Below are 20,695 nucleotides of genomic sequence, written 5' to 3'. Positions count from 1 at the left end.
CCGCAGAGCGGCCCCGGCGATCTGTCTTGTGGCGCAGGCCCTGGGGGCGCTACGCGCCCCGTTCGCGGCACAAGGCCGCTCCTACACAGGGATCGCGCAGGGTTTGAGGCAGAGGGTCAGTTGCGGTCCAGCCACACCGTCTGGGCGTTGGTGAACTCGCGCACGCCGAAGTGCGACAGCTCACGGCCGAACCCGCTCTTCTTCACACCGCCGAACGCCACGCGAGGGTCGGAGGCGCAGTAACCGTTGATGAACACACCACCGGTGTCCAAAGTCGCGGTCATGCGCTCGGCCAAGGCATAGTCAGCGGTGTAGATCGTTGCGGCCAGGCCGAATTCACTGTCGTTGGCCAGCTCCACCGCGTGGTCTGCATCGTGGGCGCTGATGATCGCCGCCACCGGGCCGAACAGTTCCTGCTTGAAGGCGGTCATGTCCGGGGTGACGTTGGCGAACACGGTAGGCGCGTAGAAGTTGCCCACACCTTCGATCTTGCTGCCGCCCAGCAGCAGGGTGGCGCCCTCGGCCAGGGTTGCCTGGACCTGGCCGTCGAGTTCGTCGCGCAGGTCGTAGCGGGCCATCGGGCCGATGTAGGTGGCGTCGTCCAGTGGGTTGCCGATGGTCAGCGCGCGGGTGGCCGCGACGAACTTCTCGGTGAACGCTTCGACGATGCTTTGCTCGACGATCAGGCGCTTGGCGGCGGCGCAGACCTGCCCGGTGTTCTGGTAACGGCCGATCACGGCGGCCTTGACCGCGGCATCGAGGTCGGCGTCGGCCAGCACGATGAACGGGTCGGAACCGCCCAGTTCGAGCACGCACTTCTTCAGCGCGGCGCCGGCCTGCGCGCCGATGGCCATGCCGGCGCGCACGCTGCCGGTAAGAGTGATGGCGGCGATGCGCGGGTCGTTGATGGCGCGGGTGACGCCTTCGGGGGTGACGTTGAGCACCTCGAACACGCCTTCAGGCAGGCCGGCGCGCTTGAACAGGTCGGCCAGCAGGTAGGCGCTGCCCATCACGTTGGGCGCGTGCTTGAGCACGTAGGTGTTGCCCGCCAGCAGCGCCGGTACCGCGCCGCGCAGCACCTGCCAGACCGGGAAGTTCCACGGCATCACGGCGAGGATCGGGCCCAGCGGGCGGTATTCGATGCGGGCCTTTTCGACCTGGGTCGGCTCCGGCGCCAGCATGGCCGGGCCGTGTTCGGCGTACCACTGGCACAGGCCGACACACTTGTTGACTTCGCCGCGGGCCTGGCTGATCGGTTTGCCGATCTCGCGGGCGATCATCTGGGCGAAGGCCTCGGCGTTGGCCTGCAGGGCTTGCCCAAGCGCGACCAGATACTCGCTGCGCTGACCCAGCGACACGTTGCGCCACTGGTTGTAGCCCGCCTTGGCGCGTTGCAGCGCCGCGTCCAGTGCGGCGTCGGTGTCGAAGGCGTAGTGGCCGATCCGTTCGCCGCTGTAGGGGTCGACGGAAATGGCGTGGGTCAGGCTGCTGATCTCGCTCATGGCAGGACTCTCATTGTTTTGATCGGGTCAGCCCAGACTAGGGGTAGCGTGCTTTAATGAAAACTGAATAATAATGAGCGAAACATTCACGTTTGGAGAATGACCGTGGACCTGGTGCAACTCGAGATGTTCAAGGCCGTGGCCGAGCACGGCAGCATCAGCGCCGCCGCCCAGCAGATCCATCGGGTGCCGTCGAACCTGACCACCCGCATCAAGCAGCTGGAGGAGGACCTGGGCGTCGAGCTGTTCATCCGCGAGAAAAGCCGCTTGCGCCTGTCGCCGGCGGGCTGGAACTTCCTCGAGTACACCCGGCGCATCCTCGACCTGGTGCATGAGGCGCGGCTGACCGTGGCGGGCGAGGATCCTCAGGGCACCTTCGCCCTGGGTTCGCTGGAAAGCACGGCGGCGGTGCGCATCCCGGCCTTGCTGGCGGCGTACAACCAGCGCTACCCCAAGGTTGACCTGGACCTGTCCACCGGCCCGTCGGGGACCATGCTCGAAGGCGTGCTGTCCGGGCGCCTGGTGGCGGCCTTCGTCGATGGCCCGGTGCTGCACCCGACGCTCGAGGGCATGCCGGTGTTCGAAGAAGAGATGATGGTCATCGCGCCGCTCAACCACCCACCGGTCACCCGTGCCCGTGATGTGAACGGTTCGAGCATCTACGCGTTTCGTGCCAACTGCTCGTATCGCCACCATTTCGAGAGCTGGTTCGTCCATGACCAGGCGGTGCCGGGCAAGATCCACGAGATGGAGTCGTACCACGGCATGCTGGCCTGCGTCAGTGCCGGCGCGGGCCTGGCGATGATGCCGCGCAGCATGCTCGACAACATGCCGGGGTGCAGCACGGTCAGTGCCTGGCCGATGGCCGAGGACTTCCGCTACCTGAAGACCTGGCTGGTGTGGCGGCGGGGCACGGTGTCGCGCAGCCTGAGCATGTTCATCAAGCTGCTGGAAGAGCGTCGAGAGCTGCCTACGCCCTGACGGACTAACGGTGCGCCGGGATGCGAACCCCAGCCTCGGAAAATCCTCCAAATTGTGTAGACCATCCCCAAGCGGGAGGAATGCACCATGCGTACCCATCATTACGGCCTGTGCGCGGCGCTGTTGCTGGCCTTGGCCATGCCCTGGACATTGGCGGCGGCCGCCGACCTGAACGCGCCCATCGATTCGCAAGGCGTGCAGCTGCAGCCCCAGGAACAGAACGGCATCCGTTACCTGCAGGGCGGCATCGGCCAGGACGAGGCCAATGCCCTGCGCCGCACGCCCGGCTATGACTTGCACATCACCCTCTCGACCGGCCCGGACGGCAAGTTCCAGAGCGGTGCCGCGCTGGATATCCAGTCGGCCCAGGGGCAATCGGTGCTGGCGCTGCAGGACGTCGGGCCGCTGATCTTCGTGCAGTTGCCTGCGGGGCACTATCGGGTGATCGGCAATGCCGATGGCCGTACCGTGCAACAGCAGGTGACGGTGGATGGCAAGGCGCCGGCGCGGGTTGATCTGAACTGGCGCTGAGGGCCAGCCCTTTCAAGGTCTTTTGGGCGCCAGGCGATAGACCGAGTGAGGGCTACCACGTGTCCGCCGTCAGGCTGGCAGCGCCTGTGAGATCGAGCGCCGCCCGCGCGGCACAAGGCCGCTCACACAGGCATAGCGCGTGGCTTGAGGGCCGCGCGGTCGCTTTGGGAGCGGCTTCAGCCGCGAACACCGGCGCAGCCGGTGCCAGGCACCGCGTCGCCTGCTTCGCGGGTAAACCCGCTCCCACAGGGATCGCGCCAGATTCTAAAAATTGAGCAAGACAGTTGCTCCCACATTTGTTTCGGGCCCATTTCTCCTGTGCCATTACCTGGTCCGCTCTGTTGGTACGACGCGGTTTCAGCGTGGTCGCTACCGCCGCTCCACATGGCTCAAGACATGCGCCAAAGCGGGCAGCGGTACCCTTACAGGACTCACTGGCCCGAAACAGACGTAGGAGCGGCCTTGTGCCGCGATGCGCCGCGCGGGCGGCGCTCGATCTCATAGGCGCAGGAGCCTTCGCGGCGAACACCAAGACGAATGAACCCTTGAATGGAACGCAGTGTCCTTAGCCAATAGTGGCAAATCACTTTTCACTTTCAGAGCATTCGGACAATAATCGAGGAAGTATTACCACTTGTAACCCGGTTGGATGTGCCGGGGCGCTGGTGCACAACGAGGGGCGCAGCCCCCACTTGCCCGCAGGCACGCGCCAGGTCGCGCGCCTGCCCGTGAAGACCATCAGGAGAAGTCATTTGATGAAGACCCGTCTCGCCACTACGTTGGCTGCCGCTGTGCTGGCATTCGCCGGCGCCAACCTGGCCCAGGCCGCCCAGGTGTCCGGTGCCGTGGGCGCCACTGGCCAGGGCGACATGACCTACCGTATCGGGATGTCGTTCGACTGGGACAAGAAATGGCTGGAAAGCAGCACCGGCCACCTGACCGGTTACTGGGACGCGGCCTACACCTATTGGGAAGGCGGCGAGGCCAGCGGCGCCCACTCGTTGTCGTTCAGCCCGGTGTTCGTCTATGAGTTCAGCGGTTTTACCTACACCCCGTTCATCGAGGCCGGTATCGGCCTGGCGGCATTCTCCAAGACCGACGTGGGCGACCAGCGCCTGGGCTCGTCGGTGAACTTCGAGGACCGGATCGGTTTTGGCCTGAAACTGCCGGCGGAGCAGAAGGTCGGCATCCGTGCGATGCACTATTCCAACGCTGGGCTGAAGCAGCCTAACGATGGGATCGAGTCGTACTCGCTGTTCTATAGCAAAGGGTTCTGAACCGAGACTCTCTGCGCAGGAGGAGTGTCGACAGATCGGAGGCTTCGGCTGGGTAACCAGCCGCTGAGCTCATTTTGCTTCACTGTCCATTTTCACTGAGTCTGCTTGCTACAGAAGAACTACGCCTGATTTGCACTGCTTCATTTTCTACGAAGTAGATAGTGTGTTGGTTGTGATCTGGGGTGGTTTGATTAACTTGCGCAGCTTCGACATCCACAGCTGCGTTAAGAGCATTCCTGGCTTGAGTCGCCCGGCTATCGGCGTCCATTGCATGGTTGGCGCTCCAATTGTTCGTCCATCCATCCACCAATGCGGTAGCGCCGTTAAGGGCCATCAAGGCAGGCTGCTCTCCAGGCATCAGGAGATTGGCAACCGAAGTGCCAGCATTGATGAGATCGGCCAATGGGGATACTACAGCTTTGGTTACCTCGTAGAGCGTGAAGCGTTCAGGGAGCAGGGACGCAGGGATGCCCTTTTTCCTTGCCTGATCCACCACCCGATTGGTTGTGATCACATCCCAGGCAACAATCACATTTTTGTCGAACCGGCCTAGCTGGGACATTGCTGCTCCCGGCACCAAGTTGGCCCACTGCACCCTGCCTGTCGGATCTCGATAATTCACCGGATCCCCCTGGCAATAGGCATACGCATTAAGACCGCCGGCCCCGAACGGACTCAACCGGTCGGGAGAGTGAAAGCGCATCAGCCTCGGATCGTAGCTGCGGTGGCCATTGCCCAGGTGATAGACACCGGTCACTGCATCGCGCAGCTCGCCACAATAGGCCAAACGCGGTCCCGACACTGTTGTCGGCACACCATAGGGTGTATACACCCTGGAGTATCCCGTACTCCCCAGTACAGACTGCTGCCAGTCAGTGATCGACAGATTGAGGGTCGCCAAGGAAGTCGCTCCGCTGCACAGGAATGTTCACGCTAGCATCGGTCTGAACCTCGGGTAACTGACAGAATTGCCAGGTGGCGCGTCGGTCGGGCATCGGCGCAGCGGGCTGCTTCACCCGCTTGCGCCTGTCCACGCGGGCGTTTCAACGCACCGCCTTGATCGCCAGCACATTGCACAGCGGGTGCTCCAGCACATGCGCCGTGGTGCCGCCGAGAAACGCCTGCAAGGCATCGTGCCGGTGGTTGCCCATGACGATCACATCCACCCGGTGGGCGGCGATGTACTGGGTGATCGCCTTGACCGCCGGGCCTTCGAGGAAGTGACGACGCTCCAGGTCAATCTGGTAGTGGTCGCCCAAGCGGTTGAATGCCGTGCGCTGGGCCGTGCGCACGCTGGTGTCGAACCCGGGCATGGTCACGGTGCCGGCGCCGAAGTCGGCGATATGGGTTCTGGCGGCATCACATACATGCAAAAGATGCAGTTCGGCATTGCACTGCAGGGCCAGGGCGTGGGCGCTGCGGATCACCTGGTCGTCCAGGTGCTCGCCGCTGCCATGGCTGTTTAGGTCGACCGCTGCGGCGATCTGTCGGGGCAGGGGCAGGCGGATGTCGCTGACCAGGTGCACCGCCACCGGGCTGTCCTTGAGCAGTTGCCAGTCCAGCGGCGTGACCAGCAGGCGCTTGAGGATGGGTTCGTGCTGTACGTCCTTGACCAGCAGGTCGCAGCCCAGGCGCTCGATCTGCTCCAGCACGCTGCTCAATGGATCGCGGGTCAGCAGCAGTTCGGTGGAGACATCCAGGCCGGCCGTGCGCAGCTGTTCGGCCTCGTCGGCCAACCACTGGCGGTTGTCCGCGAGCAGGCGTTCGCGCTCGCGGCTGTCGCTCATCAGGCCGAAAGTGTCGACATCGTCGACGAAGACATTGAGGTCCAGCAGGGCCCCGCTGGATTCGGCCAGCGCCGCGGCGCGCTGCAGGGCAGGCGTGTGGCGCATCTGCGGGCCGAGCATGACCAACAATCGCTTGAACTGGCTCATCTCACACCTCCACGTGTGGCAGCCCCTTGTTCAGTCTAGACCCGCCGCCGGTTAAATCTTTTGAAGCGACGGCGGGTCACGCCTCAGTGCGGCGCGCGCGGGATGGTCTTGAGCAGGTCTTCCGGGCTGATGTGCCCGACCACCTGGGCCACCGCGCTGCCCGGGGTCGGCAGGTCGATGATATGGCTCTTCATCTTGCCGATCACGTGCATCTCGCAAGGCTTGCAGTCGAACTTCAGGGTCAGCACTTCGTCGCCCTGGATCAGTTGCATGGGCGCCACCTTGGTGCGCACGCCGGTCACGCCCTTGGCCTGCTTGGGGCACAGGTTGAAAGAGAAGCGCAGGCAGTGCTTGGTGATCATCACCGGCACTTCGCCGTGCTCTTCATGGGCCTCGTAGGCGGCGTCGATCAGTTGCACGCCGTGGCGGTGGTAGAAGTCGCGGGCCTTCTGGTTGTAGACGTTGGCCAGGAACGACAGGTGCGACTCGGGGTAGACCGGCGGCGGCGTGGTCTCGGCCTTGCGCCCGCCCCGTGGGTGCGCCTTGACCCGCGCTTCGGTCAGCGCCTCGATGGCCTCGCGGCGCAGGGCCTTGAGCTGTGAGTTGGGGATGAAGTACGCCTGCGGCGCATCGAGCTCGATGGCCGTGGCGTGGTACATCGTGGTGCCCAACTGGCCGAGCAGGTCGTGCAGTTGGTCCAGGGCCTGCTGTGGCTTGTTGGCGGCACCGAACGGCCCATCCAGAGCCACTTGTACACTGACACCCTCTTCACTGCTGAGGGTGAGCATCAGGCGCTGTTCACGCAGTACCGCATGCCACTCGACACCGACCCGGCGCTCGGCGGAGGTACGCTGCAGCGCCTGCTGCCAGTTGTGGTCGAGGTTGCGCGACAGCGGGTGGTTGGGGCGCAGCTTGTACAGCCCCTCGGGCATCTCGTTGGGCTCGACGCGGTAGCGGTAGCGCTTCTGGCCGTCTTCCTCGGATTCGCTCTTGAGTTCGGCGATGTTGGCGCGGAAACCCACGACCTCGCGCTTGACCAGCACATTGAGGCCGTCGCCGTTGGTCAGCGGGACATCGGTGGCCACCAGCAGGTCGCGTTTGCCGACTTTCTCCACCACGCCCACCGGCAGGCCGGTGAAGGTCGGCGAGTCGAAGGCGCCGATGTCGATCTTGCGATCACTGACGAAGTAGTCAGTGCTGCCACGGTGGAAGGTCTTGTCCGGGTCCGGCACGAAGAAGTGCTCGGTACGGCCGCTCGAGGCACGGGCCAGTTCAGGGCGGTCCTCGAGGATGGCGTCGAGTTCCTTGCGGTAGTGGGCGGTGATGTTCTTCACGTAGCCCACGTCCTTGTAGCGACCCTCGATCTTGAACGAGCGCACGCCGGCATCGACCAGGTCGCGCAGGTTGGCGGTCTGGTTGTTGTCCTTCATCGACAGCAGGTGCTTCTCGAAGGCCACCACGCGGCCCTGGTCGTCCTTGAGGGTGTACGGCAGGCGGCAGGCCTGGGAGCAGTCGCCGCGGTTGGCGCTGCGCCCGGTCTGGGCGTGGGAGATGTTGCACTGGCCGGAGAAGGCCACGCACAGCGCGCCATGGATGAAAAATTCGATGGCCGCGTCGGTCTCGGCGGCGATGCTGCGGATCTGTTGCAGGTTCAGCTCGCGGGCCAGCACCAGCTGGGAGAAACCGGCCTGGTCGAGGAACTTGGCCCGCTCCAGGGTACGGATGTCGGTCTGGGTGCTGGCGTGCAACTCGATCGGCGGGATATCCAGCTCCATCACCCCGAGGTCCTGCACGATCAGCGCATCGACACCGGCGTCGTACAGCTGGTGGATCAGCTTGCGGGCAGGTTCGAGCTCGTTGTCGTGGAGGATGGTGTTGATGGTGGTGAATACGCGGGCATGATAGCGCCGGGCGAACTCCACCAGTTCGGCGATATCGCTGACCTCGTTGCAGGCGTTGTGGCGCGCGCCGAAGCTCGGGCCGCCGATGTAGATGGCGTCGGCGCCGTGCAGGATCGCCTCGCGGGCGATGCTCACGTCACGGGCAGGGCTGAGCAGTTCCAGGTGGTGCTTTGGAAGGGACATGTCGTTATAGGTTCGGGCTGTCACGGTAAGGCGGGCATTGTAGCGGTGAATCGGGGCGGGGGCATCCATAACCGATGAACTCGCCCGAAACGGCGGCGGAGCCTGGGCGGTTGGCCTGGTATTTTTGTCAGTTATGCGTGCAGCGTTGCGGTGATAGCGTCGGGTTCAATATCTTTCTGGGAAAGGTTATGCGATGACTTCCACGCGTTTGGCCGTGATCGACCAGCAGCAATCGGTGCTGGGAGGCTCAAGCTTACCAAGGGCTTACACGCCATATGGGGCCGTTTCCGATCAGCGTGGTGCTCTGTTGGCTTACTGCGGCCAGCCCCGCGATTTGCTGACGGGCCATTATCACTTGGGCAACGGGCATCGGACCTTCAATCCGTTCGTGATGCGGTTCAATTCAGTAGATCGGTTGAGTCCATTTGGGGCGGGGGGGATCAATGCCTACGCGTACTGCAATGGGGATCCGATCAATTTCTATGACCCGAATGGCACGGACGGTTTTCTGGTTGCGGTGAATCTTTTCATAGCTGCGTCTGCTGCAAAAAAGGTTAAAGAAGAGGTGCAGACGTTGCTGGCGATCTCGATGGTTGAGAGTCGGCGGAAGAAATTGATTGGCATGGGGCATGCTGAACTTGCTGGAGAGGGGATTTCCAACGCGGTAAAAAAAGGTCACAAAGCGAGTCTTGGTGCCAACCTGTTGAAAGCGGGGGCAGGATCGGCAGTGGGCGCTATTGTTAAGACGTCAGCAGAGGACCCTGCAAGCTCCTCGGTTAAGTCAGGGCTTTTAACAGGTGGTGTTTTTGCTATGCATGTGGCTACCTATGTGCTCGAGTCGATGCTGCCGAAACCAAGGATAAGTTACGAAGATCAGTTGACTGCGCTGGACGCTCACCTTGCAGGTCTGTCTCAGGACAATACAACTGCACCAGCGAATAACTCTACACTCCGCATAGTCGCTAAGGCACTGGCTAGAGGTGTGGGCGATGTCATGGCAGTAACACGTGGTACGGACACTGTGGATGGCGCAGGTCATGACAGGAGAAGAAACAGTGCACCCGCTGTTTTGAATGTATAGCCAATCAATTCCCAAAGGGCCCCATGATGGCGGCCCTCTGGAAGTCGATCAGCCCTTGGCCGCCATTGCCGTGACCTCGACACGCATCCCCTCGAACGCCAGCGAAGCCACGCCCACCGCCGCGCGCACAGGCCATGGTTTCTTGAAGAACCGCTGGTACACCTCGTTGAACGCCGCCCGGTCGGCCATGTCGGTCAGGTAGATGGTCAGGTGCAGCACTCGGTCCATCGAGCTGCCAGCGCGTTCCAGGGCGACCTTGAGTGCCTGCAGGGTGCATTCGCACTGGGTGGTGATATCGCCCAGTTCGAGGCTGCCGTCGGCCTGCACGGGGATCTGGGTGCTGACCAGGATGCCGTTGTACTCGGCAACGTCCGAGGAGATCGAGTCGGCGTCCGGGTCGGGGGTGTAGATGATGTCGCTGTTAGCCATGGGGTTTCGCCTTGCAACGGAAGGAAACCGCCAAGCCTACGCGAGCGGGTCAAGCAGGTCGAGGCGTGGCGGCTGGTCGCGGGCATTTGAAATGCGCGGCGCGGGCGGTCAGAATCGCGCCCCGACCCGGCCACAGGCGCCGGGCCCAGGTTGTCAGAAGAGGCTTGCGTTGAACGAACACACATTGTCCATGCGGCTGGAGCGCGTGGCCGCCCATGTGCCGACCGGGGCGCGGTTGGCCGATATCGGCTCGGACCATGGCTACCTGCCAGTGGCGCTGGTGCGCCGCGGTGCGATTGCCGCAGCGGTGGCCGGCGAGGTGGCGCTCACGCCCTACGAGGCCGCACGGCGTACCGTGCGCGAAAATGGCCTGGATGATTGCATCACGGTGCGGCACGCCAGTGGCCTGGCGGCCATCGAGCCGGGTGATGGGATTACCGCGATCAGTATCTGCGGCATGGGCGGCGAGACCATTCGCGACATTCTCGAGGCTGGCAAGCAGCACCTGGGCGGGCACGAGCGCCTGGTCCTGCAACCCAACGGCGGCGAGCCGGCGTTGCGCCAATGGCTGATGGATAACGGCTACCGGATCGTCGGCGAGGAAGTACTGCGGGAAAACCGCTTCGACTACGAAATCATCGTCGCCGAACGTACCGAGGCGGTCGCCTATACGGCCGAGCAGCTGTACTTCGGCCCGCTGCTGATGCAGGCACGCAGCCCGGCTTTCCTGTTCAAGTGGCAGCGCATGCTGCGCCAGAAGCAGCAGAGCCTGGACAACTTCGCCCGGGCACGCCAGCCGGTGCCCGAGGACAAGGTGCTCGACATCACCCGCCAGGCCGGCTGGATCCGCGAATTGCTGGCCTGAGCCTAATGCCAGTCAGTTAGTGCTTCATCGTAGTTATTGGGGCTGCTTTGCAGCCCTTCGCGGGTAAACCCGCTCCTACAGGATCGCGCAAACGCTAAATCGAGCGCTGTACTTGTGGTAGCGGGTTTACCCGCGAAGGGGCGCGGAGCGACCCCAATTGGCTTTACTGACTGGCATCAGGCCTGAGCCCATTCATATCGGGTTGACCACGCTGGCGGGCACCTTCAGCACCAGCATGCCACCGAAGACGATGGCCACGGCCAGCACCTGCAGGGCCAGGCCAGGGTTGGCGGTGCTGTCGCGCATCCAGCCGATCAGGTAGGGCGCGGCGAACGAGGCAATGCTGCCGAATGAGCTGATCATGGCGATACCGGCGGCCTGCGTGCCACCGGCCAGGAACGCCGGCGGCAGTTGCCAGAACATCGGCAGCGCGGCGCTGGCACCCATGCCGGCGATCACCAGCCCGGTCATCACCAGCAAGGCATTGCCCGGCGCCGACCCGGCCAGGGCGATGCCGGCGGCGGCCATCAGCAGCGGCACGCACAGGTGCCAGCGGCGTTCGCGCTGGCGATCCGAGGAGCGCCCGCAACCGAGCATGAACAGGCATCCGGCCAGATAGGGGATGGCGCTGAGCAGGCCGACCTGGCCATCGCTGCCGATACCGGCGCCGTGGATCAGACTGGGCATCCAGAAAGCCAGGGTGTTGACCGCCAGCATCACCGCGCAATACACCGCCACCAGCAGCCAGACCTGCGCATTGCCGAGCAGGCCGGCCAGCGATCTGATGGGTTTGTGCCGCTCCTCACCGGTCATTTCCTCGCGCAACGCATGCTTTTGCCCGGCATCGAGCCAGGCGACCTGCTCGAAGCTGTCCGGCAGGCACTTGAGCACCACCAGCCCGAGCAGCACCACCGGCAGGCCCTCGATCAGGAACATCCACTGCCAGCCGCGCAGGCCGCCCTGGTCATGGAAGGCCTGGAGAATGCCGCCGGACAACGGTCCGCCGACCACGCCGGCCAAGGGCACGGCAATGGCGAACAGCGCGGTGATCTGGGCGCGACGCCGTGCCGCGTACCAGCGGTTGAGCACTACGAGGATGCCGGGGAAGAAACCCGCTTCAGCCACCCCCAAAAGAAACCGCAGGGCATAGAAACCGGCGGCGTCCTGCACCCACATCATGCCGGTGGACAACAGGCCCCAGACCACCATCAGGGTGGCGATCCAGCGGCGCGGCCCGATCCGCTCCAGCGCCAGGTTGCTGGGCACGCCGAACAGCGCGTAGGCGATGAAGAACAGACCGGCGCCCAGGCCGTAGACCGTGTCGGAAAAGCCCAGGTCGGCGCTCATCTGCATCTTGGCGAAGCCGATGTTGATGCGATCCAGATGGGCGAACAGGTAGCACACCAGCAGCAGCGGCATCAGCCGCCAGGTGATGCGGGCATGGGTGGCGTCGCAGGCGCGCACGGACGTGGCCGTGGAGGTTTCTATCGTATTCATGGTCCGGGACGTTCTTGTTGTTGTCCCGGCAGATCATGCGGCGGTGTCGCCGGCGGGCAAATGCACTTTCAGCAAGATGGCTGGTATTTTTCCCAGGGCTTACAGCTGCGAGCAGTTGCCCATCTGGCGATAGTCGACTTCGCGGGTCTGGCCCTGGTGGTCGACGTAGACCATGTGCGCGGTGCCCACCTGGCAGTCGGCGTCATTGCTGGCCGGGGTGATCGAGATGACCTTGGCGATGTCCAGCGGCATGCCGTATTCGTAGGTGCTGGCAGTGGTGTCGGCCAGTGCGCCAAACGAGGCGAGGGTGGCGCTCAGGGCAAGCAGGGCGATCGAACGTTTCATGACAGGCTCCTCATTTATTGCGGATAGCTAATGATCCATTCATTTGTGTTTCACAATAAATGGGCTATCACGTGATAGATTGCTGCCTTTCATGTATGAATGAGGCTGCCTGCCCATGGACATGCTGCATGCGATGCGAACCTTCGCCCGGGTAGTGGAGTGCGGCAGCTTCGCCGCGGCGGCCCAGGCCCTGGATATCTCTGCGGCGCAGGTGTCGCGGATCGTCGCGGAGCTGGAGAACCAGTTGCAGACCCGCCTGCTGCACCGCACCACCCGGCGCCTGCGCATGAGCGAGGCGGGGGAGCGGTTTCTCGAGCGCACCCGGCAGATCATGCTGCTCACCGAGGAGGCGGTGGACGAGGCCCGTGGCGCCCACCTCACGCCTCGCGGCCACCTGCGTTTCCATTGCACCCATGGCCTGGGGTTGCTGATGATGCCGCTGGTGGCACGCTACAACGCCACCTGCCCGGAAGTGGTGATGGAACTGACCCTGTCGCAGCGCAACCCCGACCCGCTAGCCGAGGGGCACGATGTGGTGATCACCATCGGCCAGGGCCTGCCGGACTCGCAACTGATCGCCATCCCGCTGGGCAGCATCCACAGCATCCTATGTGCCTCCCCGGAGTACCTGGCCCGCCACGGCGTACCTGAGCGGCCTGAGGATTTGCATGAGCACATCTGCCTGCGCACGGTCGACCCGCTGTTCGAGGAGGACTGGTCGTTCGAGGGCCAGCCCGACAGCTGTGTGATCGTGCCCCAGGACACCTTCCTCACCAACGTCGCCGACGCCATGCTCAAGGCCACCGAACTGGGCATGGGCGTGGGGCTGCTGCCGTACTACTCGGCGAGCCAGGCCATGGAGGAGGGGCGCCTGTGCCGGCTGCTGGCGCCGCACCGGCTGCGCCAGCGCGAGATCTATGCGATCTATCCGTCGCGGCATTACCTGGATGCCAAGGTGCGTACCTGGCTGGACTTTCTCAAGGAGCAGTTGCCGTTGCTGTTTGCCGAGCACCAGCGGGTGGTGGATGAGCCTCGCTACTGGCGTTGACGCATATCGCGGGGCAAGTCCTTTCAAGGTTTTTGCAATTTTTGCATATGACTCCAACTCAGGATTGCTGGGGTCGCTTTGCGACCCTTTCGCGGCACAAGGCCGCTCCTACAGGATCATGCGGTCGCCTGTAGGAGCGGCCTTGTGCCGCGAAAGGGTTGCAAAGCAGCCCCGGCAAATCCAAGTCGGACGCCAATTATCATCACCTTGTCAACGGCTGTCCTGATCCTCGGCACTGCCACCTGACGCCCCGGCCCCGGAGCCTGTGGCTTCACCTGTGCTGTTGGAGCCTCCAGCAGCGCCGTCGGCAGCATCGGAATCGCTTCCGGTGTCACTGCTGTCGTTGTCCTTGCTGCCACCGGGGTTGTTGATGCTGCCGTCTTCACCGGCGGTCTTGCCTTGGTCCGTGGCCTGTCCGCTGTGACCGTTGCCATCGTTCATGTCGGTCGCGGCAAGGCTGAGGGTGGCGCCGCCACCGAGCAGCAGCGCCAGCATCAATGCGAGGGGGCGTGGATTGACCATGATGAATCTCCTGTCGAATGACCTGTCATCGTTGGGCTGCCACGGTGGCGCCAAGGTGCCCGTCAAGCGACGGGCGGTCCTTGGCGCGGGCTTTCAGTGGGCGTCGGGACGCGGCGACTGCTGGCCGTGCGTGGCGTCCATTGCCTCCAGCGTCGGGTGCTCCTGGGCCGCGTGCATCAGGTCCTCGGTCACCCGCAGTTCCGCGCCGGTCGGCGAGAAGGTCGCGGTCGGCGCGAATGGCGCCGGGTGCTCCGGTGCCGGGCGCTTGCCACGACGCCAGAGGAAGAAGCCGACCATGGCCAGGTTGATCACCGCGAAGGCCCAGAACAGTCCAGCCTCGCCGTAAGCGGTCATCATCGGCGAAATGGCCAGCGGCGCCATGGCCGAGCCCAGCGAGTTGATCAGCAGCAGCCCCTGGATCATCGGCACCAGCGCATCGGCCGGGGCGCGGTCGGCGGCGCTGCTGACGGCCACCGGATACAGGGCGAACACGCCGCCGCCGAGCAGGAACAGCAGCGCCGGCAGCAGCACGGTGTCGGCCGGCAGCAGCACGATCAGCACCGACAGCACGGTGCACAGGGCGGCCAGGGCGATCAGCACGTCCTGGCGGTCCTTGCGGTCCGACCAGCGCCCGACCGGGTACTGCAGCAGCATGGCGCCAAGAATGACCCAGGCCATCATGTCGCCGACCTTGCCTACATCCAGGCCGATGCGCTGCAGGTACAGCGGCAGCAGGGCGTAGATGCCGGCGATGGCGACCCCCGAGCCGAAGCAGCCGACCAGCCCGGTCGGCGCCACGCCCAGCAACTGCCGTGGCTTGAGCGGCTCGACCTGATCCAGCAGCGGCGACACCCGTGGCAGGATCACGATCGGCAGCACCGACAGTGTGGCGAGCATGCCGGCGACCATGAACGGCGCGGTGTCGCCCCAGCCGGTGACCTCGCCCAGGCCGGCCTGGGCGATCACCCCGGCGCCGTAGAAGGCAATCATGTACAGCGCCAGCAGGCGTCCGCGGATCTTGGCGTCGCCGGCCAGCAGCAGCCAGCTCTCGATCACCAGGAACACCCCGACCGCGGCCCAGCCGTTGATCAGGCGCAGGGCGAACCACCAGGTGGTGTCGTAGAACAGGCCCTGCAGCAGGATGGTCGCGCCGATCAGCGCGGCGAAGCTGCTGTAGGCGCGGATATGGCCGATGCGCAGGATCAGGCGGTCGTTGAAGATCGCGCCCAGGGTCAGGCCAATGAAGTAGGCCGAGGACACCACGCCGATGGTGGTCGCCGATTCGCCGGCGGCGCCCAGGCGCAGGGTGGTCAGGGAAGACAGCACGCCATTGCCCAGGGCAATGATGAACAGGCCGAGCAGGGGTGCCAGCGCCATCGCCAGCAAACGCACAGACATAGTTACCTCAAGGTTGAAAAGAGCTCAGATGCACCTTTTCGGCTGCACGGGCCGGGTCGTGGCGGCGTGCAGTACGGCCTGGGCGGGCTGCGACCTTGGCAAGATTCAACCGCGGACCTGATGCAGGCAGGTCGGGCGGGGGCGGTTGAGCCTGTGGCACATGCGCGATGTGATGAGGCACGGACGCTGTCTTTGCGGGCGGTTGCCACCGGCTGGGGCGACGGGCGAAAAGGAGGCGGGATTTTAAGGCCTGTGCAGGATTTGCCAAGTAGGAAAAGGCTGCGACGAGTGGCCGCAGGGGCGTCAGTCCAGGCTCTGCGCCGCCAATAGCAGGGATTGCGGCACCTGGCTCTGCGGATGTTGCGGCTCCTGTAACTCCAGCAGGCCGAACCCGGCCAGCTCCAGCGCCTTCAGCCAACTGCCCAGGGTGCGGAAGTACCAGGGCATGGGGCGCCAGTCACCGGTGAACCCGGCAAACGATTCCTCGCGCCAGCCGTCCTGGTATTGGCCGGCAGCCGCCGTCCACGGGTGCAGGGTCTGGATCAGCAGCGTGCCGTCGGGCAGCAGCAAGGTCCGCATGGCGCAGAGCAGGGGGATGATGTCCTGTTGCAGCAGGGCGAAGTTGGCGCACACCAGGTCATAGCCATGGCCGATGTCCACCGCACCTTCGGCCAGCTGCTGGTAGCTGGCCAGGTGTACTTGGGGCGAGCCCGCCGAGTGCGCGGCGGCGACCAGCGTCGCATCGCCATCCACGCCGACCGTGTCGATGCCCCGTGCCGCCAGGGCACGCAGCAACCAGCCCTCGCCGCAACCCAGGTCGAGCACCCGCGCAGGCTGACGGCCCAGCACGGCCAACAGTATCGCCTGGTCGGTGACCTCGCGGCGGGAGGCGATGGTGCCGGAGCGTACGGCTTCGATCCAGGCCTGGGCGTTGTGCTGCCAGCTGTCCAGCAGGGGATCGGTGGTGGGCATGCTCGGGTCCGATAAGGGCGGGTGGTTCTGGTGTGATGGTTTGCAAATACGACCAATAAATCGCGAGCGATTTTTGCGCTCAGGCAAGTCGTCGCGACGAGTCGTAGCCCAGCTACGGCGAGGAGCGACAACGCCGCATGAGCGCAAAAAGTGTCGCGAGTTATGGTCGTTATTTGTGAAACACCACACCAGCATAGGCCAGTCTTGTGTCCGGGGGGCTTTGCTCTGCACACTGGCGCACCTGCGAAGGAGCATGGCATGGCACTTGCGAAAGCGGATTTCACCACGCGCCTGCTGGTCGAGGCCGGTATCGGCCCGGGCATGCGCGTGCTTGACGTCGGGTGTGGCAGCGGTGATGTGAGCTGGCTGCTGGCTCGCCTGGTGGACGGCGATGGCGCGGTGGTTGGCGTTGACCAGGCGGCTGATGCCCTGGAGCTTGCACGTTCTCGTGAGACACCCAAGGGCGCGGCGATACCTGAGTTCGTCCAGGCTGACCTGCAGGCACTGCCCGAGTCCCTGGGGTTGTTCGATGCCATCGTCGGGCGGCGGGTGCTGATGTACCAGGCGGAGCCGGTCAAGGCTTTGCGTCTGCTGGCCCGGCATCTGTTGCCCGGTGGGCTGATGGTCTTTCAGGAACACGACAGCAGCCTGACCCCGGCCAGCCTGGAACCCTTTGCGTTGCATCGCAAGGCCCAGCAGTGGTTGCAACGCATGCTGGCCCATGAGGGGGCTGATCTGCATATCGGTTTCAACCTGCATCGACTGTTCAGCGAGGCGGGGCTGGCGGTCGAGGACCTGCGGGCCGAAGGCCTGGTGCAGACGCCCGACAGCGCCTATCCCCTGGCCGATATCATTCGTGCCTGCCTGCCGCGGATCATCAGCCATGGCGTGGCTACGGCCAGGCAGGTCGGGATCGATACGCTGCACGCGCGGCTGGAGGCCGAGCGGCTTCAGTCCCGGGGCGTCTATATAGGCGACATGGCCTTTGGCATCTGTGCGCGCAAGCGCTGAACAATGTGTTTATTTGATCAAGGAGGTATCGGATGGCGCAGTACACCGCACAAGTGACCTGGAATCGTGACGGGCAGGATTTTCTCGGTAACCGCTACAGCAGGCGGCATTTGTGGCGTTTTGATGGTGGGGTGGAGGTGCCGGGCTCGTCCTCGCCCCATGTGGTGCCCTTGCCGATGTCGGATGCCTCGGCGGTGGACCCGGAGGAGGCGTTCGTCGCGGCGTTGTCGAGTTGCCATATGCTGTGGTTCCTGTCCCTGGCGGCCAAGCAGCGGTTTTGTGTCGAGCGGTATGTTGATGATGCCCTGGGGGAAATGGCGCTTGATGGGGCTGGGCGGATGGCCATGACCGTGGTCACCTTGCGGCCTTTGGTTGAATTTTCCGGGGAGCGGAGGCCTGACTTTAAGCAACTGGAGCGGTTGCATCATCTGGCGCATGAAGAGTGTTTTATTGCCAATTCGGTGAAGACTGAAGTGCGGTGTGAGCCGGTGGTTTCTGGGTGAGGCTTTGGTGCGGTTATTGATTGTTGATTGTTTAGAGAGCTGTATGCGCATTCATTTGCGATGTTGACGCTTATTCACCTTTCCGCCCTTACGGCGGGTTACTTTGGTCTTGGCCAAAGTAACCAAAGCCGCCTCGCTCCATTCATCCGGCCCTCCGCTTCGCTCCGGGTTCCCTCACTCCGGCCTTGCTCCCGGGAGGACCGCGCTGCAGGGCCCATCCTGGGCCCCAGCGCTTGACGGGCATCCATGCCCGTCACCTCCCTGCGCAAGACCTGCGTTCGGCCTCCTGAAGTCGCGAAGTTACGGGCGGCGCCTGGACTGGCGCAGCTGTCGCTAGTTGAAAGCTTAGTTGATCTCTCGACCGTATCGCGGGGCAAGCCCGCTCCTACACGATAGTCGCCGTTATATAAATCCCTGTAGGAGCGGGCTTGCCCCGCGAAAGGGCCGGAACAGCCAATACATAACTAACTGTAAAACAACTAACTTCGAATTTCTTGCTCTTGCTCTTGCTCTTGCTTCTAAGCGCGCGATAGTCCAGGCAACACCAATTGCGACTTCAGGAGGCCGAGCGGAGTTCTTGCGGAGGGAGGTGACGGCCATGGATGGCCGTCAAGCGCTGCGCCCCAGGATGGGGCGTTCAGCGCGGTCCTCCCGGGAGCAAGAACGGAGCGAGGGAACCCCGGAGCGAAGCGCAGGGGCCGGATGAATGGAGCCAGCGGTTTTTGCCTACTTTTGCCCAAGAGCAAAAGTAGGTCGCCGTAAAGGCGAAAAGGTGACTATGCGTCGACATCGCAAATGAATGCGCATACAACTATCAAAACAACCGGCCTCAGCTACACGCCCAACGCATAGTCCACCTGCAAAACCAGCAGCCCCCAATTGACGCCATCCCCCGCCTGGGTAAGGCTACCCCTTCCACTCAAGGCATGAGGCCACCAATGCTGATCGATCCCCGCAAGTCCACGCTGCTGGTCATCGACATCCAGGAAAAACTCATCGGCGCCATGAGCGACCCCGAGGGCACCGCAGCCCGCGCCCGCTGGCTGCTCGCGGCAACCGCCGAACTAAAACTCCCCACGGTGATCTCCGAGCAATACCCCAAGGGCCTGGGCCACACCCTGGCCGCCCTCAAGGCCGCAGCGCCAGCCGCCGAGATCGTCGAGAAACTGCACTTCTCCTGCGTAGCCGCCGAATGCCTGCCCAACAGCCTGCTTGAACGCGAACAGGTAATCGTCTGCGGCATGGAGACCCACGTCTGCGTGCTGCAGACCGTGCTCGGCCTGCGCACCCTGGGCAAGCAGGTGTTCGTGGTCGAGGACGCCTGCGACAGCCGCACCCCACAGAGCAAGGCTGCGGGCCTGGCGCGCATGCGTGATGCCGGGGCGCAGGTGGTCACCCGCGAGATGGTGCTGTTCGAGTTGCTGGGCAGCTCCAGCCACCCGCTGTTCCGCCAGATCAGCAAGACCTACCTGGTCGGTGAACAGCCCTGAACGCCCGCCTGCTGACCACCGCGCTGCTGACCCTGGGCCTGCTCCAGGGTTGCGCCGGGCGACGTGAGGAAGCCGCCGAGGCCGACCCGGCCAAGGTTCGCGCCCAGCTCGTGCGCCTGCTGCCGGCCCAGGTCAAGGATCGCCAGGGCTGGGCCGAGGATATCCAGGTGGCGTTCCAGGCCCAGGGCATCAGCCCGAGCAAGAGCAACCTGTGCGCGGTGCTGGCGGTGACCGAGCAGGAATCCACCTTCAACGCCGACCCGCAGGTGCCAAACCTGGGACGCATCGCCCGGGAGGAGATCGACCGCCGGGCGGCGCGCCTGCATGTGCCCCGGCTGCTGGTCGATGGCGCCCTGGACACGCCCTCGGCCAACGGCAAGACCTACCAGCAACGGCTGCTCGCCGTGCGCAGCGAGAAGCAGCTCAGTGCCCTGTACGACGAGGTGATCGGCGGCCTGCCGCTGGGGCGCTCGCTGCTGGGCGGGTTGAACCCGGTGCGCACCGGCGGGCCGATGCAGGTCAGCGTGGACTTCGCCGAGCGGCACGCCAAGGGCTATCCCTACGACCACTCGGGCAGCATCCGCCAGGAGGTGTTCAGCCGCCGTGGCGGGATGTACTTCGGCATCGCCCACCTGCTCGGCTACCCCACCCACTATGAACGCCAACTGTACCGCTTCGCCGACTTCAACGCGGGCTGGTACGCCAGTCGCAATGCGGCGTTCCAGGCGGCCTTGAGCCGGGCGAGCGGGGTGGCGCTGGCGCTCGATGGCGACCTGATCGCCCCCGGCGCCATACTGCCCGGCACCACCGAGCAGGCGGCGCGCAAGCTGGGGACGAAGCTGGGGTTGCGCAATCCGCAGATCAGGGCTCAGCTGGAGAAGGAGAATGGTCTGGAACTGGAGGACACCACGCTGTATCGCGGGGTGTTCGCCCTGGCCGAAGCGAAGGCGGGCAAGGCGTTGCCACGTGCGGTTTTGCCGGGGATCGAGCTGAAGAGCCCGAAGATCACCCGCAAGCTGACCACGGCGTGGTTTGCCGGCAGGGTGGATGAGCGGTATCAGCGGTGCATGAAACGCTGAGGTGGTCCTATGGTATTGAACATGACTCATTGATTTAGTCGGGGCCTGTGGGAGCGGCTTTAGCCGCGAACACCGGCGAAGCCGGTGCCATGCACCGTGTTGCTTTCTTCGCGGGTAAACCCGCTCCCACAGGGTATTTGTTCCCT

General features: G+C 64.2%; 20 protein-coding genes. 10 read left to right on the top strand and 10 right to left on the bottom strand.

What is annotated here, in order from left to right:
• Window positions 1-116: 116 nt before the first annotated feature.
• Window positions 117-1,502: an aldehyde dehydrogenase family protein gene (locus AC0MAZ_RS18540; RefSeq protein ID WP_475858810.1), complete on the bottom strand. Its 1,386-nt coding sequence runs from the start codon at window positions 1,500-1,502 to the stop codon at window positions 117-119.
• Window positions 1,503-1,607: 105 nt separating this feature from the next.
• On the opposite strand from AC0MAZ_RS18540, the gene ptrR reads away from it, so the two are divergent.
• The 3 genes from ptrR (at window position 1,608) to AC0MAZ_RS18525 (ending at window position 4,291) form a co-directional block, all read left to right on the top strand.
• Window positions 1,608-2,483: a putrescine utilization regulator PtrR gene (gene ptrR, locus AC0MAZ_RS18535; RefSeq protein ID WP_186733201.1), complete on the top strand. Its 876-nt coding sequence runs from the start codon at window positions 1,608-1,610 to the stop codon at window positions 2,481-2,483.
• Window positions 2,484-2,570: 87 nt separating this feature from the next.
• Entirely contained in the window at window positions 2,571-3,014 is a 444-nt protein-coding gene (locus AC0MAZ_RS18530; protein WP_475858809.1) for a carboxypeptidase regulatory-like domain-containing protein, read from the top strand.
• A gap of 755 nt (window positions 3,015-3,769) precedes the next feature.
• The gene (locus AC0MAZ_RS18525) at window positions 3,770-4,291 is read left to right on the top strand and encodes an acyloxyacyl hydrolase (protein WP_203652407.1); all 522 of its coding nucleotides are present in this window, start codon (window positions 3,770-3,772) and stop codon (window positions 4,289-4,291) included.
• A 79-nt stretch (window positions 4,292-4,370) separates the two neighbouring features.
• Here AC0MAZ_RS18525 and AC0MAZ_RS18520 read toward each other — a convergent pair whose 3' ends face one another.
• From AC0MAZ_RS18520 to AC0MAZ_RS18510, 3 genes are all read right to left on the bottom strand, one after another.
• Complete coding sequence (locus tag AC0MAZ_RS18520; RefSeq protein WP_475858808.1) at window positions 4,371-5,192, bottom strand: RHS repeat-associated core domain-containing protein; 822 nt, start codon at window positions 5,190-5,192, stop codon at window positions 4,371-4,373.
• Window positions 5,193-5,334: 142 nt separating this feature from the next.
• Window positions 5,335-6,225, bottom strand: coding sequence for a universal stress protein (locus AC0MAZ_RS18515; RefSeq protein WP_475858807.1), 891 nt, complete (start codon window positions 6,223-6,225; stop codon window positions 5,335-5,337).
• Between the two features lie 83 nt (window positions 6,226-6,308).
• Complete coding sequence (locus AC0MAZ_RS18510; RefSeq protein WP_260269812.1) at window positions 6,309-8,309, bottom strand: peptidase U32 family protein; 2,001 nt, start codon at window positions 8,307-8,309, stop codon at window positions 6,309-6,311.
• Between the two features lie 193 nt (window positions 8,310-8,502).
• Here AC0MAZ_RS18510 and AC0MAZ_RS18505 point away from each other — a divergent pair, with 193 nt between their 5' ends.
• Window positions 8,503-9,390 carry an RHS repeat-associated core domain-containing protein gene (locus tag AC0MAZ_RS18505; protein WP_475858806.1) on the top strand — a complete coding sequence of 296 codons (888 nt, stop codon included), beginning with the start codon at window positions 8,503-8,505 and terminating at the stop codon, window positions 9,388-9,390.
• Between the two features lie 48 nt (window positions 9,391-9,438).
• Here the strand turns inward: AC0MAZ_RS18505 and AC0MAZ_RS18500 are convergent, their stop codons facing one another.
• The gene (locus AC0MAZ_RS18500) at window positions 9,439-9,819 is read right to left on the bottom strand and encodes a RidA family protein (protein ID WP_050705604.1); all 381 of its coding nucleotides are present in this window, start codon (window positions 9,817-9,819) and stop codon (window positions 9,439-9,441) included.
• Window positions 9,820-9,988: 169 nt separating this feature from the next.
• Here AC0MAZ_RS18500 and AC0MAZ_RS18495 point away from each other — a divergent pair, with 169 nt between their 5' ends.
• Window positions 9,989-10,684, top strand: a complete 696-nt coding sequence (locus AC0MAZ_RS18495; protein ID WP_475858805.1) for a tRNA (adenine(22)-N(1))-methyltransferase — start codon at window positions 9,989-9,991, stop codon at window positions 10,682-10,684.
• Between the two features lie 192 nt (window positions 10,685-10,876).
• Here AC0MAZ_RS18495 and AC0MAZ_RS18490 read toward each other — a convergent pair whose 3' ends face one another.
• Complete coding sequence (locus tag AC0MAZ_RS18490; protein ID WP_475858804.1) at window positions 10,877-12,181, bottom strand: MFS transporter; 1,305 nt, start codon at window positions 12,179-12,181, stop codon at window positions 10,877-10,879.
• Window positions 12,182-12,280: 99 nt separating this feature from the next.
• Window positions 12,281-12,526 carry a DUF2790 domain-containing protein gene (locus AC0MAZ_RS18485; protein WP_110738166.1) on the bottom strand — a complete coding sequence of 82 codons (246 nt, stop codon included), beginning with the start codon at window positions 12,524-12,526 and terminating at the stop codon, window positions 12,281-12,283.
• Between the two features lie 115 nt (window positions 12,527-12,641).
• Here AC0MAZ_RS18485 and AC0MAZ_RS18480 point away from each other — a divergent pair, with 115 nt between their 5' ends.
• The gene (locus tag AC0MAZ_RS18480) at window positions 12,642-13,574 is read left to right on the top strand and encodes a LysR family transcriptional regulator (RefSeq protein ID WP_234562831.1); all 933 of its coding nucleotides are present in this window, start codon (window positions 12,642-12,644) and stop codon (window positions 13,572-13,574) included.
• Between the two features lie 210 nt (window positions 13,575-13,784).
• Here the strand turns inward: AC0MAZ_RS18480 and AC0MAZ_RS18475 are convergent, their stop codons facing one another.
• The 3 genes from AC0MAZ_RS18475 to AC0MAZ_RS18465 form a co-directional block, all read right to left on the bottom strand.
• Window positions 13,785-14,096 carry a hypothetical protein gene (locus AC0MAZ_RS18475; RefSeq protein ID WP_203652415.1) on the bottom strand — a complete coding sequence of 104 codons (312 nt, stop codon included), beginning with the start codon at window positions 14,094-14,096 and terminating at the stop codon, window positions 13,785-13,787.
• A gap of 93 nt (window positions 14,097-14,189) precedes the next feature.
• The gene (locus AC0MAZ_RS18470) at window positions 14,190-15,494 is read right to left on the bottom strand and encodes an MFS transporter (protein WP_232855505.1); all 1,305 of its coding nucleotides are present in this window, start codon (window positions 15,492-15,494) and stop codon (window positions 14,190-14,192) included.
• Window positions 15,495-15,797: 303 nt separating this feature from the next.
• Window positions 15,798-16,466: a class I SAM-dependent methyltransferase gene (locus tag AC0MAZ_RS18465; protein WP_475858803.1), complete on the bottom strand. Its 669-nt coding sequence runs from the start codon at window positions 16,464-16,466 to the stop codon at window positions 15,798-15,800.
• A 258-nt stretch (window positions 16,467-16,724) separates the two neighbouring features.
• Between AC0MAZ_RS18465 and AC0MAZ_RS18460 the strand changes: the two genes are divergently transcribed.
• From AC0MAZ_RS18460 to AC0MAZ_RS18445, 4 genes are all read left to right on the top strand, one after another.
• Window positions 16,725-17,477 (top strand): methyltransferase domain-containing protein, encoded by a 753-nt coding sequence (locus AC0MAZ_RS18460; RefSeq protein ID WP_232855503.1) that lies wholly within the window; start codon window positions 16,725-16,727, stop codon window positions 17,475-17,477.
• A 32-nt stretch (window positions 17,478-17,509) separates the two neighbouring features.
• A complete protein-coding gene (locus tag AC0MAZ_RS18455; RefSeq protein ID WP_232855502.1) occupies window positions 17,510-17,980 on the top strand; it encodes an OsmC family protein in 471 nt (156 codons plus the stop codon).
• 938 nt (window positions 17,981-18,918) lie between these two features.
• Window positions 18,919-19,470 (top strand): isochorismatase family protein, encoded by a 552-nt coding sequence (locus tag AC0MAZ_RS18450; protein WP_254465297.1) that lies wholly within the window; start codon window positions 18,919-18,921, stop codon window positions 19,468-19,470.
• Window positions 19,467-20,549 carry a DUF1615 domain-containing protein gene (locus AC0MAZ_RS18445; protein WP_475861464.1) on the top strand — a complete coding sequence of 361 codons (1,083 nt, stop codon included), beginning with the start codon at window positions 19,467-19,469 and terminating at the stop codon, window positions 20,547-20,549. Before AC0MAZ_RS18450 ends, AC0MAZ_RS18445 begins: the two co-directional genes overlap by 4 nt.
• Window positions 20,550-20,695: the final 146 nt, after the last annotated feature.

It is taken from the genome of Pseudomonas sp. A, from assembly GCF_056270345.1.
Note: the sequence above shows the minus strand (reverse complement) of the source record. Positions and strands in the feature narration are given on the sequence as shown.

Coding starts and splice junctions, on each gene's coding strand:
- AC0MAZ_RS18505 (WP_475858806.1), top strand. CDS start 8,503: ATGACTTCCACGCGTTTGGCCGTGATCGACCAGCAGCAATCGGTGCTG.
- AC0MAZ_RS18475 (WP_203652415.1), bottom strand. CDS start 14,096: ATGGTCAATCCACGCCCCCTCGCATTGATGCTGGCGCTGCTGCTCGGT.
- AC0MAZ_RS18485 (WP_110738166.1), bottom strand. CDS start 12,526: ATGAAACGTTCGATCGCCCTGCTTGCCCTGAGCGCCACCCTCGCCTCG.
- AC0MAZ_RS18460 (WP_232855503.1), top strand. CDS start 16,725: ATGGCACTTGCGAAAGCGGATTTCACCACGCGCCTGCTGGTCGAGGCC.
- AC0MAZ_RS18500 (WP_050705604.1), bottom strand. CDS start 9,819: ATGGCTAACAGCGACATCATCTACACCCCCGACCCGGACGCCGACTCG.
- AC0MAZ_RS18530 (WP_475858809.1), top strand. CDS start 2,571: ATGCGTACCCATCATTACGGCCTGTGCGCGGCGCTGTTGCTGGCCTTG.
- AC0MAZ_RS18470 (WP_232855505.1), bottom strand. CDS start 15,494: ATGTCTGTGCGTTTGCTGGCGATGGCGCTGGCACCCCTGCTCGGCCTG.
- AC0MAZ_RS18490 (WP_475858804.1), bottom strand. CDS start 12,181: ATGAATACGATAGAAACCTCCACGGCCACGTCCGTGCGCGCCTGCGAC.
- AC0MAZ_RS18525 (WP_203652407.1), top strand. CDS start 3,770: ATGAAGACCCGTCTCGCCACTACGTTGGCTGCCGCTGTGCTGGCATTC.
- AC0MAZ_RS18510 (WP_260269812.1), bottom strand. CDS start 8,309: ATGTCCCTTCCAAAGCACCACCTGGAACTGCTCAGCCCTGCCCGTGAC.
- AC0MAZ_RS18465 (WP_475858803.1), bottom strand. CDS start 16,466: ATGCCCACCACCGATCCCCTGCTGGACAGCTGGCAGCACAACGCCCAG.
- AC0MAZ_RS18540 (WP_475858810.1), bottom strand. CDS start 1,502: ATGAGCGAGATCAGCAGCCTGACCCACGCCATTTCCGTCGACCCCTAC.
- AC0MAZ_RS18455 (WP_232855502.1), top strand. CDS start 17,510: ATGGCGCAGTACACCGCACAAGTGACCTGGAATCGTGACGGGCAGGAT.
- AC0MAZ_RS18480 (WP_234562831.1), top strand. CDS start 12,642: ATGGACATGCTGCATGCGATGCGAACCTTCGCCCGGGTAGTGGAGTGC.
- AC0MAZ_RS18515 (WP_475858807.1), bottom strand. CDS start 6,225: ATGAGCCAGTTCAAGCGATTGTTGGTCATGCTCGGCCCGCAGATGCGC.
- AC0MAZ_RS18450 (WP_254465297.1), top strand. CDS start 18,919: ATGCTGATCGATCCCCGCAAGTCCACGCTGCTGGTCATCGACATCCAG.